This window comes from Methanobrevibacter cuticularis (genome assembly GCF_001639285.1).
GTDB lineage: Archaea > Methanobacteriota > Methanobacteria > Methanobacteriales > Methanobacteriaceae > Methanobaculum > Methanobaculum cuticulare.
Window position 1 is genome coordinate 1 of the sequence record NZ_LWMW01000133.1, and the last position, 11,990, is coordinate 11,990.

The following is an 11,990-nucleotide window of genomic DNA, read 5'->3' on the forward strand; positions in this document are numbered from 1 at the left end:
TCATTTGCAGTGTTGTTTTCAAAAGTACAATTATTAACACTACTAGTTCCACTTAGATATGCAGCACCATAATTAATACTTGCTTTATTGTTTATGAATACTGAATTTTCAAGAGTATTACTAGAACTAGCTCCATTCATACCTAAAGCACCATAAGTAGTTGCAGTGTTGTTTTCAAAAGTACAATTATCAACCAAATTAACACTATTAGCTCCATTTAGATATGTAGCACCATAATTAATACCTGCTTTATTGTTTATGAATACTGAATTTTCAAGAGTATTACTAGAACTAGCTCCATTCATAGTTAAAGCACCATAAAAATTATTTGCAGTGTTGTTTTCAAAAGTACAATTATCAACCAAATTAACACTATTATCTCCATTTAGATATGCAGCATGACTATTACTTGCTTTGTTGTTTATGAATACTGAATTTTCAAGAGTATTACTAGAACCAACTCCACTCATACGTAAAACACTAGCATCATTATTTGCAGTGTTGTTTTCAAAAGTACAATTATCAACCAAATTGATACCATTATCTCCATTCATATAGATTGCTCCACCATTAGTTGCGGTGTTGTTTTCGAATGTACAGTTAGTTATGGTTAATATTGTGTTAGCTCCAGTTGATGTGATTACACCACCGTTACCTGTGATGTTTCCGTTTATGAAGGTTATGTTTATCAGTGTTAGGTTGATTCCTGCATTTATTGTGAATGCTCGTCCACTGTTTTCCATGTCGATTATTGCTCCACCTTTGTTCACGGCAGCTATTGTCATATTTTTGTTGATTGTTAGGTCTTTATTATTTGCTCCTGAGTATACACCATCTTCTAAGAACAGTGTATCTCCAGCTTGAAAGGTACTATTGTCGGTTGCATTAACTTTTATACTACCTGTAGTGTTATCAATAGTATAGTCTGTTGCGTTTGCTGTGCCGATTAAACAAAAAGCACCCATAGCTATTATTACAGAAATTATCACAAATGTTGATAATTTCTTAAATTCATTTTTATACATTATTCACCTCTAATAATTTTTATTTAATTAAATTAGTTTTTCACGACCCATTAATAGTAATCAATCTTCTATTAAGCATTTTTAGAATAATCAACACTCCATTATGATTATGAATCGTGAAAAAACATAAAATATGTTGATTCTATATTCTTATTTTATAATATACTAGAACTTATCAACCATATTTTTTATTTAAATATATAATTCATGTACTGCCAGCTATTATTTAAAAACTAAAAAATGTTTAACAATCATCCTACTAACTATACCATTAACAATAAATAAAAAAAAACTTGTTAGTTATCTAAAGAACAGTTAGTATCCTATTAAACTATTAACTTTTAATTACTGGACAAACATAGTTATAGTAATTACCCATATATAAAGATATCACTTCTACACACTTCAATACCAAAACAAGAAGAAACTAGAAAGCAGATATAATTCCATAGATTGCCCCCCCCCCCCCTAAACATTTAAAGAACTTAAAACCAGTTAAAATAAATTTAAGCAAGAAAAATTATCCCTATCATAAAAATAAGCTATTTAACCCATCACCTAACTTTCAACACATTTTTTCATTTAATCAAATATCATGAAAAATTTAAAAAAAATGAGCCATAATCCTCTAATTTATCCTATTTTTCACACTATTTTTTCCAAAACTTACTAGATTAACACCTCATTTAAAATAATAACATCTACACAATCTTTTAGGAAAAAAAATTATAGTAAAAAAAGAATAAAAAGAAGCTCGAAGAAATATTAGAAATAGTCTACAGCGAACTTTTAAAACCTCTAAAAAAAACCCGTTTAAAAAAAGAAATTGAAATAGTCATTGTTTTAGACAACTACCCAGTCCATAACGCTAAAATACTGAAAAAAACTTACAAATACCTTAATATAACCCTTATACATTTACCACCATACTCCCCTAAGCTTAACCCTATTGAACAGGTCTGGAGAACCATAAAAAAAAAGAATTATCCACAGAATTTATCGATAATGAAGAATTTCTAATTAAAAATTTTGAAAAATGCTTTTATGAAAATATCGACAAAAAGTCATATACAAAAAAAATGGATTGATAAATTCATAATTGACATAAACAACAATCTATTAATCGCAGATATGTGCAAATATACAGTTTTAATATCATAAAAGAAATTCTAAATTCCTTTATAATTTATATTTTTAAACTTTCCAAAATAAACTATAAATTAAAATTAGAAAAAAATTACCCTCATTATTTATAAAATATACTTACCATATAATAATTTTAATCAAATTGATATAATTCTTAATAAAATATAAATTTCTTAATAAAAAATAAATTAAAATTAGAAAAAAATTACCCTCATTATTATTAATGATAGCTATGAGTAAAATAATAAAAATGACATATCATATATTTAAACTAAAGCTATCTTCATTTAAAAAATAGCTATTCTTTTTCTTTAAGATGATGGTTTACTAGACCTCCATCTTGGAGTATTTTTAATAGGAACTTTTTAAATGGTGCTATCTTAAATGTTTTTCCAGTAGAGTTATTAATTATCACTCCCCCTTCCAAATTAATTTCAATTATATCTCCTTCATCTGCTTCTAAATCCGAAATAATTACAGGAAGACCAATATTTATTGCATTACGATAGAAAATTCTTGCAAAGGATTTAGCTACCACTGCATCGACACCCGAATGTTTAATAGCTACCGGAGCTTGTTCTCTTGATGATCCACAACCAAAATTAGAACCAGCTAAAATTATATCTCCTTTATTAACCTTAGAAGAGAAATCAAGTCTTTCCCCTTCTAGTACATGAGCTGCTAAATCTTTAGGATCAAATGTTTTTAAATATCTTCCAGGAATAATAACATCTGTATCAATATCATCTCCAAATCTCCATATTTTCCCTTTTATTTCCATTGTAAAACTTCCAAACCGTATCATTCACTTTTTATTTTAATTATTTTTGTAGTCATATCAAGAAATTATAATAAATTCCAATTATTTTAATTATTTTTGTAGTCATATCAAGAAATTATAATAAATTCCAATTATTTTAATTATTTTTGTAGTCATATCAAGAAATTATAATAAATTTCAATTATTTTAATTTATTCTTGGAGTTCATAGCCATGATTTTGAGCTTTTGTGATAAAGACGATCCCATCATTACCTATTGCTTCTTTAGCACTATTATAAACTTCAGTAGTGTTTTCACAAGTTATAGCATATACAGTAGGTCCAAATGAACTCATCCCTACACCATATGCTCCCGCTTCATGCATTTTCGCCATCAAAGATTTTACTTTCTCTGGCTGAAGATCAATTTCAACTTTTTTAAAGCCCAGATTTTGAATGTGATTAATGACATTGCCAAAAGATTCAATATCTTTTTCTAATAAAAAAGGAAGAAGATTCATAAGAATAAGATGAGATAATTTTTCAACATCTCTTTTGGGAACTGGACAATATTTTTTAAAAAGATCCAATTCTTTCATGCCAGTTACACTTGTATCTGCATTAGGAATAGCTATTACAATATCCCATTCTTTTGGAAAATTATATGTTCCAATTAAGCTCGGAGGCTTAGCTGTTGAAGCCGAAGAAGGTGAAAATGATTTTTTTTCTTTTAAACTATGGCCTCCATCTATTATAAATCCACCATGTTCAAAAGAGAAAATCCCTATGCCTGATGTTCCTCCCCTTCCAATAATCTTACCAAGATTAGAGATACTAATTTCACTATCAAAATTATCCAATTTTGAAGCATACTGATCCTTTTTTAAATGTTCATGAATTAACTTAGCAGTAGCTAAAGAAATCTGGGTTCCAGAACCTAAACCTGAATGTGGAGGATAAAATTCTTCAACTGTAAAATGAAATCCTCTTTTTATACCATAATAAGAGAGAAGTTTTGAAGCAGAGGATAATATCTTCTCATTACATGTATCTCTTATATTCTTATCAGTAATATGTGAGTTAAAATCTACAGAAATATTTCCTTTAGAAGGTTCTCCCTTCAATACAAGATTTGGTTTAGCTATTGTAAGACCAATACCACCATCTAAACGACCATATTCTCCATTGAGATCTATTAATGTCATGTGTAATCTTGAAGGTGTTTTAATAATCATTTAATCCCCTTTAGAACTTCAATAATTAAAGATAGCTATTTGTTATTAACTAAACCAAGATATTCATAATACAACTAAATAGTATTAGAATGACCAAAATAGAATGACCAAAGTTTTCATAATCTTAATCCTTCAATTTAAAATAGCTTTCAATTATCAAGTTGAGATTTTTTTCCTGGTTTAAATGGAACAGAGAATTTTTCTTCGATTTCTTCCCTATACATAGAATTCATAGTACAGAATGGTATTATTCTTCCATCTGGAACTGCATAATGAATAACACATTTTTTAACTCTATCTTCATCAAAATTAAACGGATCCATGAAATGCATGCATGAAATAAGTAATGAATTCTTGTGAAATTCTCCTAAAGCATCATAAGACCTGTCTTTAAATACATTTAATAGCATTTTAGAAATATCAAGAGATTCAGGAGTTTTAGATTTGTCTAAAAGTTTCGGAAGTTCCCTTGTGGCCTTTGCTAAAATTCTTGGCTTTATTGCAAAACCACCATTTTCTATTCTTTCACTACTTTCCTCTAAGAAATCTAAGAATTTATCAACATCTACAAACTGTGTAACTGGAATGATTTTACCATCATCAATGAAAATATAAGTGGCTATACCACAATGCTGATGACAGTTAAGAGTTACAGATGGTTCTTTCCCTTCTAAAGCACCAATAAAATCAGAAACTGGTTCAACAGCTGATGGAGGATAAAAATCGTTTGTTTGAATTTGATTATTTGTTTGATTTCCAACTAAATCAATGAAATCGGGTATCGTAATTCTTTGCTCTTCTACCTGATCAGCTGGAGTTCTACCTGCAAATGAAACCGGTTGGAAATTAACTCCATGGATTATATCTATATTTTCAATTGCAAATTGAATTATATCTCCAACTTGATCATTATTAATGCCTTTAACTAAAGTTGGAACTAAAACTATTCCTAGATCTGCCTTTCTACAATTTTCAATAGCTTGTAATTTTTGCGGAAGTAAATTCTTTCCCCTATTGTTAATATAAGGTTCTTCAGTTATTCCATCAAACTGAAGATATACAGTGTTTAATCCTGCATCAGCTAATTCTTGAGCTAAACTTTCTTTTCTAGCTAATCTTAAACCATTTGTAGCTATTTGAGTATGAGAAAATCCTTCTTCTTTAGCCAATTTTATGAGGTCCACTATATCTTTTCTTACAGTTGGTTCCCCTCCAGCATATTGAATAGCTGGTGTAGGAGATGGCTTTAAGCTTCTTAAATTCTTAAGCATCTGTCTTATTTCATCAAAACTTGGTTCAAAAAGTTTTTGAGAAGCAGCTGCATTTGCAAAACAAACAGGACATTTAAGGTTACATCTATTTGTAACATCGATTAATCCTAATACAGTACTTGTTTCATGATCATTACATATACCACAATTGTTAGGACATGACCCTTCAACTGAAACCTGTGGATTTTCTATTGATTTTACAGTAGGATCATGTTGGTTAACTCTTTTGTAAAGTTCTGCATTCGTCCAATAAGTATTATTAAATTTGCCGTGTTCTGGACATTCTTTTTTTATCCAAACTTTCCCTTCTTCTTCATAAACCTCAGCTTCAACTGTTCTAAAACATACCGGACATAAACTCTTTGTTATTTTAATATGAACCAAAATGATCACCTATTAATCTATAATATCATGACTGAATAATTATTATATTAATAACTATATTAAAAATTATTATATTTTAACTTTTCCCAAAAATTATATCAAATATTAATTTTATTAGATTTTTAATTAAACTATAAAATCAAATTTATTAATTACAATATTATTAATTGTTATCATTAATTCTATTAGTATATATCACTCGTAGTATTACTTATTAGCAATTTTCTCACTAATTATTAAATTGAAATATTAATCTAATTTATTAATTGAAATCTGTAATTAGAATACAAGTATACTCATATTTAATTTTAATTGTTCCATATAATTCCAAATATGAATTTTAAATATGATTTCAGAAAGAATAGTTAATCTAAAATCAAGTGATATATATTTTACTTTTTATTATTTCTATAATATCATATTTATATTTAATTTATATTATTTATAATATTATAATAAACTTATATTATAAAATTTTATTGTTAAAAGATGATAAATAATATTACAAAGAAAAATGAAATGAAAATTATTATATTAAATAAATTAATTAAATATGATTAGATAAATAATAAATTAAATTCTTAAATAATAAATTAAATAAACTGAATTTAATAATATTAAGTACGATACTTTAATTAATAAATAAGTTAAACTATAATATTAATAATATTATATTTAATAATAATATCTTAGTTATAATAGATATATAATTTATAGATATTAATTAAGAATCTAATTATAAAATATGATATCCAATTAAGACATCTAATTATAAAATATGATATCCAATTAAGAATCTAATTATAAAATATGATATCCAATTAAGAATCTAATTATAAAATATTTATAAATATTATATATTCAAAAACAATAACCTATACAAAATACACTTTTAAAAATTAAAATATTCAAAAACAATAACATAATTATAATATCATTTTAGAAATTGTTATATTGAGAAATATATAAATTTGAGGAAAATAATGAGCCCAGATATCACTGATTTTATCATTACCTGTCTTTATGCAGTTTATTTAATATTACCTGCATATATTGCAAACATTAGTGGCCTTGCATTCGGAGGAGGAACTCCTCTTGATTTATCAAAAAACTTTCGAGATGGAAGAAGAATAATCGGAGACGGTGTAACTCAAAGAGGTTTCATTATTGGTACAATCCTTGGAACAATTGTAGGAATTATCCAAGGGATAATAATTGGAAGCCCTATCCATGGTTTAATATTAGGTTTTTTGCTAAGTTTTGGTGCACTATTGGGAGATGGAGTAGGAAGTTTCATAAAAAGACGTTTAAACATAGCTAGAGGTAATCCTGCACCTGTTCTCGACCAATTAGATTTTATAGTAGGAGCACTAATATTAGCCTCACTATATATTCATATAAGTTGGACAGCAGTGCTAATAATTGCAGTAATAACATTCATAGTCCACATTATTTCAAATATGATAGCACATTTAATTGGAATCAAAGATGTTTGGTACTAATCATTAATCCAAAAAATACTGTTAATAAAAAATTGTTAATAACTTAATAATTATGAATACTCAAAACTTAATAATTATGAATACTCAAAACTTAATAATTATGAATACTCAAAACTTAATAATTATGAATACTCAAAAATCTCACATCACATCAATGTAACTAAACATTATTGTTGTTTGAATGAGATTAAAAAAAATTTATTACTATTTTTGTATAAAATTAAAAGAAGCCTGTAAAAGATCATAAGATTGTTTGAAAGCTTCATCAAGTCCTAACCATTCAGGGATTTCATAAACAAACAAAGGTGTTCCAGTAGCTACTATTGGATCATCAACCACAGTTATAGAAGAACTTTGAGCCTCTTTAGTTAATTCTCGTTTATAGTGATTGAAATCAGGAAGTTCTCTAACAACTTCTGCTAAAGCTATTGATTTATTATCCATTGATGGTGTAGCTATGTAAAATCCTTCACCATATCCTTGTTCATGATCATGCCCTATTATTACAAGATCAAAATCTGAAGCATTGATGTCTTGTACTACATAATCATGAACAAGTTTCTCTCCATTTTGTCTACCTTCAAGAAACTTTTCAGCATCAACTGTTACTACAACCTTATAATTTACAATTTCAACATTATTCCATAATGCATATTCTTTTGAAACTAATGGTAAAACATCCTTAGAGATTTTTTCACGAGAATGCATACCTGATATAATAGCTATTTTTGCAGAAGGATTCGAAAAATAAGAATAAGTATCTTTTGTAACATAACCAATAGATTGTGAGCCTATTTCTTCAGTTTTATAAGAATTTAGAAAGAAATAAGTACCAGCTATTGAAAGTAATAGAATTAAAAATATTGTTATAATAGTTTTATGTCTTGATATCATTATATCCTCAGGTAATTCATCATAACTTAGTTTTGATAAATAAATAATTTCATAAATAAAAAAGATTATTTGTTTTTAATCTATTTAAATATAGTAGACTTGATTTAAGATACTACTATTTCTTATTTAATTTAATAGCATTATTAAAAAGTGGTAGTTACTATTAAAAAAATAATAGTAAAATTAAGAATAAAGTATATAGTTACTTTACTATTGTATTACTAAAATTTAGCATCCATCCCGTTATTTTAATAATGAGATGTGTCCCATTAGATATTATTTTAATGTGATTTTGATTAATAATCAAATAGCTAAGAAATAAAGAGTTTAAAATAGCTATTAAAAGTAATGTTTACTTAAAAATTATTTCAGGAATTAAATAAAATAAAAAGTTATCTATCAATATCAAAATAGTTATATGGTAAAAATACCATAGTATTATGGTATATCTACCATAATTATTATCGATGATAAAATGAGTTCAAACTCTAATGAAATTTTAAAATATGTTTTGTCTAATGAGAATCAAGATTTAAGTATTAGAAATATTGCTCATCAATTGAATAAAGATTATAAAAATATTTATAATCTTATAAAAAAGTTGTCTAAAGAGAATATTATTAAAATTGAGAAAATCGGTAATTCAAATATTATTAAACCTTTAAAAAATCCAAATCCATATTTTTTTCAAGCAGAATATAGTAGGAGAGAGGATATTTTAAAAAATAGTAAAATAAAAAATATCTTTAATCTTTTAAGTAAATTTTATTTTCCACGAATAGTTTTATTATTTGGTTCATATGGAAAAAACATCTACAATAAACATTCAGATATTGATTTAATGATTATAAGCGAAGAAAAATATCATGAAAATATTGATAGAAAAATAAAAATTCTCCCATATGATATTCATCCAGTTTTTTTAGATTTTGAAGAATTTAAGCAATCAGCTACAAAAAAAGAATTCAATGTAGTAAATGAAGCCATAAAACAAAATATTATTTTAAATGGAATAGAAGATTACTATCAATTAATAAAAAATATCGATAAATAAGAATAATATTTAAAAAATGTATCATGAACATTTTGGATAAATATCATCCATAACTCAAATCAATATTTTAGAAAATGAGTAATCTCGTGTCTCATTAATCATGTTAAAAACCCATTTATTAATAAATAAAAAAAAACTTGTTAGTCATATAAAGAACAGTTAGTATACTATTAAACTATTAACTTCTAATTACTGGACAAACATACCTATAGTAATTACCCATATATAAAGATATCCATCCTACACACTCCAATACCAAAACAAGAAGAAACTACAAACAAGAACTAATTTCATAGACTATATCCCCCCCCCCCCGAATGCTAGGAAGTTAAACAATTGAAATTGACTGTTTTAGCCTTTTGAAACTGTGTTTTTTTTTAGTTTGCGTGCGCTAGGGCAGTTTTTTGTGATGGTTTTTATAACTTTTTTTTTGAGTATTTTTTTTGTGTTGGGGTTTTTTTGTGGGGGTTTTTTTTTATGAGTTTCGTCGTATGTTTGTTTTGTTTTTTGGGGATACTCGTCTTTTTATTTTTTTAAATTTTCGTTCAGGTACTTCATATATGTATATTTTTAGGGATTTTTCTATCATTTCTTTAAATATTGTGAGTGCTATTTTATAATCTTTTTCTTTGAATATTTGTAGGATGTTTTTTCTGAATAGGCCTATTAAGTAGTTTGTATTAACTTTTTTGTTATGGTTGTTCTTTTTTTTCTTTAAGGTCTTTTGTGCTTTTTCTTGTATTCTTTTGTGTCGTTGTTTTTCTCTTAGAATGTTGTCTGTGTAGTTTTTTATGTCTTGTACCATGTTATAGGTGAGTATTTGTGAGTAGAAGTCTTGTTCTATGGCTATTTTTGTGTATCCGCTTATGTTTTCTAGATATAGTTTGTTTTTTAATACTTCGAATGATTTTTCGATTTCCCATCTTTTACGGTATAATTCAGTAATTTCTTCGTAATTTGCCTCTTTTAGTGAGAAATTTGTTATCAAGTGTATTTCTTCATCTTTTTTTGGGATTTTAATAAGTCTTAATTCAAGATCTCCCATTTTTAAAAGATTTTTTTTAGTTTTTTCATCTTTAATATGATTTAATCGTGAGATATTAAGTTCTATGTTCATAATTCCGTTATTGCTTTTGATTTTCTTTTTTTCTTTTTTATATTGGTTGTTTTTCACTCTAGCTATGAATTTTATATTGTTTGAGATTAAATAATGGAATAGTTCGAATGATGGGTATCCTCTATCGAATATTAGGAGCTGTTCCTCTTTTTTGAAATGTTTCAATGCATTTTTCATGTTATACTTGCTTAGTTCTTTTTCACTAGTTTTATAAGGTGCTATTTGAAAGTCAATCATCATATGATTTAAGCAATCATAAACCCCACTTGTTTGTGCTTTAGTTTTAATAATATCTGTGTCTGTTCCTATTATTCCTCCATATTCACCTTTTAATAATCGATGATTAGGTAAATCAGCTACACAACCATCGATTCCCAGCACAATATATCCTTTAAACCTTTCAACAGGAGCTGTTTTATAAAATCTTTCGAGATAATTATCATTAACTTTCTTGAATACTAAAGGGTTAAACTTCATTCTAGCTTGATAAAATGCTTCCCTTGTAAATTCAGGAATATTCAAATTAGAAAAAAAATTATAAACTTCCATGGACTGACTTAAACCGTTTTTATTCAACATAAAACAAGCCACTCTATTAAAATGCAACACTCGTTCTCGAGTAAAAGCACCTTCAACTAATCTACCTAATTCAAGAATATCTTCACTCATAAAATCTTCAAACACACTATTAACACGATTAAACAATTTATTAATACTATCACACCTCCACAATAAGATATTAATAAATTTAACACTAATAACAAATAAAATTAACTATTAAAGAAAAAAGAACAAACAAAAAACAAGAAAAAGAACAAAATCAGAACAAAAATAAAAACAAAAAATCAACAAAATACTTAAATCAAAAACAAACAATTAGATAACCTTAAAAATGTATATACAAATTGTTTAACTTCCTAGCATTCCCCCCTAAACATATAAAGAACTTAAAGTCACTTATAAAAAAATTAAGCAAGAAAAATTATCATATTCATGAAAATAAGCTATTTAACCCATCCCTAATTTTCCACCCATTTCCTTATTTAAGTAAATATCACGAAAAATCTTTAAAAAAAATGAGTCATAATTCTCGATTTTGCCCTATTTCCCCATTATTTTATCCAAAAATACTAGATAAAATCTCAAGTAGGCTGATAACATCTACACAATCTTCTAAAAAAATAATTATAAAAATGATTCATTATCTTTAATGAATATAATCAAAAAAGCGCTACTACCCAAACACACGAAAGATAATAACAGAATGAAGCTAAAAAAAAGAATATAGTGTTTTTACCAGAAATTTATAATGTTATATTAAAAATTATAATTTCATATTTTTATAATAACTCTTTAATTAAAAAATTGTTATAGAAATCGTGACATAAATTTAAAAATTAGTGATGTTTGAAGTGAAAATGTAAAAAATAAGAGAAAATGGAAGAGAAGAATAAATTAATTCTTCCCAAAAAGATTTTTTAGGCTTTTCTGTATGCTTTGAATTTGATGGTTGCTAGTTTTTTGTATGCTAAGTTGGTTATGGTTATTTTTAGTGTGTTTGTTTTTTTGTTGAATGTGTATTTGATGTATTTGCTTGCTTTT

Annotated in this window: 9 protein-coding genes; 3 read left to right on the forward strand and 6 right to left on the reverse strand. The window is 26.2% G+C overall.

Going from position 1 to position 11,990, the window contains the following annotated elements:
* The coding region (locus MBCUT_RS08680; protein ID WP_211263798.1) for a right-handed parallel beta-helix repeat-containing protein at positions 1–1,025 on the reverse strand (1,025 nt) is incomplete at its 3' end.
* A gap of 771 nt (positions 1,026–1,796) precedes the next feature.
* Between MBCUT_RS08680 and MBCUT_RS11855 the strand changes: the two genes are divergently transcribed.
* The gene (locus MBCUT_RS11855) at positions 1,797–2,045 is read left to right on the forward strand and encodes a transposase (protein WP_394327059.1); all 249 of its coding nucleotides are present in this window, start codon (positions 1,797–1,799) and stop codon (positions 2,043–2,045) included.
* 424 nt (positions 2,046–2,469) lie between these two features.
* Here MBCUT_RS11855 and hacB read toward each other — a convergent pair whose 3' ends face one another.
* From hacB to tes, 3 genes are all read right to left on the reverse strand, one after another.
* On the reverse strand, positions 2,470–2,952 hold the full coding sequence (hacB, locus tag MBCUT_RS08685) for a homoaconitase small subunit (protein ID WP_067260288.1): 483 nt from the start codon (positions 2,950–2,952) through the stop codon (positions 2,470–2,472).
* Positions 2,953–3,143: 191 nt separating this feature from the next.
* Positions 3,144–4,166 carry a beta-ribofuranosylaminobenzene 5'-phosphate synthase gene (locus tag MBCUT_RS08690; protein ID WP_067260289.1) on the reverse strand — a complete coding sequence of 341 codons (1,023 nt, stop codon included), beginning with the start codon at positions 4,164–4,166 and terminating at the stop codon, positions 3,144–3,146.
* Positions 4,167–4,315: 149 nt separating this feature from the next.
* Positions 4,316–5,806 carry a tetraether lipid synthase Tes gene (gene tes, locus MBCUT_RS08695; RefSeq protein ID WP_067260294.1) on the reverse strand — a complete coding sequence of 497 codons (1,491 nt, stop codon included), beginning with the start codon at positions 5,804–5,806 and terminating at the stop codon, positions 4,316–4,318.
* Between the two features lie 998 nt (positions 5,807–6,804).
* On the opposite strand from tes, the gene MBCUT_RS08700 reads away from it, so the two are divergent.
* The gene (locus MBCUT_RS08700; protein WP_067260290.1) at positions 6,805–7,323 is read left to right on the forward strand and encodes a CDP-2,3-bis-(O-geranylgeranyl)-sn-glycerol synthase; all 519 of its coding nucleotides are present in this window, start codon (positions 6,805–6,807) and stop codon (positions 7,321–7,323) included.
* A gap of 204 nt (positions 7,324–7,527) precedes the next feature.
* Here MBCUT_RS08700 and MBCUT_RS08705 read toward each other — a convergent pair whose 3' ends face one another.
* Entirely contained in the window at positions 7,528–8,217 is a 690-nt protein-coding gene (locus tag MBCUT_RS08705) for a hypothetical protein (RefSeq protein ID WP_067260291.1), read from the reverse strand.
* Positions 8,218–8,692: 475 nt separating this feature from the next.
* Between MBCUT_RS08705 and MBCUT_RS08710 the strand changes: the two genes are divergently transcribed.
* A complete protein-coding gene (locus tag MBCUT_RS08710; protein WP_067260292.1) occupies positions 8,693–9,271 on the forward strand; it encodes a nucleotidyltransferase domain-containing protein in 579 nt (192 codons plus the stop codon).
* Positions 9,272–9,746: 475 nt separating this feature from the next.
* Here the strand turns inward: MBCUT_RS08710 and MBCUT_RS08715 are convergent, their stop codons facing one another.
* A complete protein-coding gene (locus tag MBCUT_RS08715) occupies positions 9,747–11,093 on the reverse strand; it encodes an IS4 family transposase (RefSeq protein ID WP_169805431.1) in 1,347 nt (448 codons plus the stop codon).
* Positions 11,094–11,990: the final 897 nt, after the last annotated feature.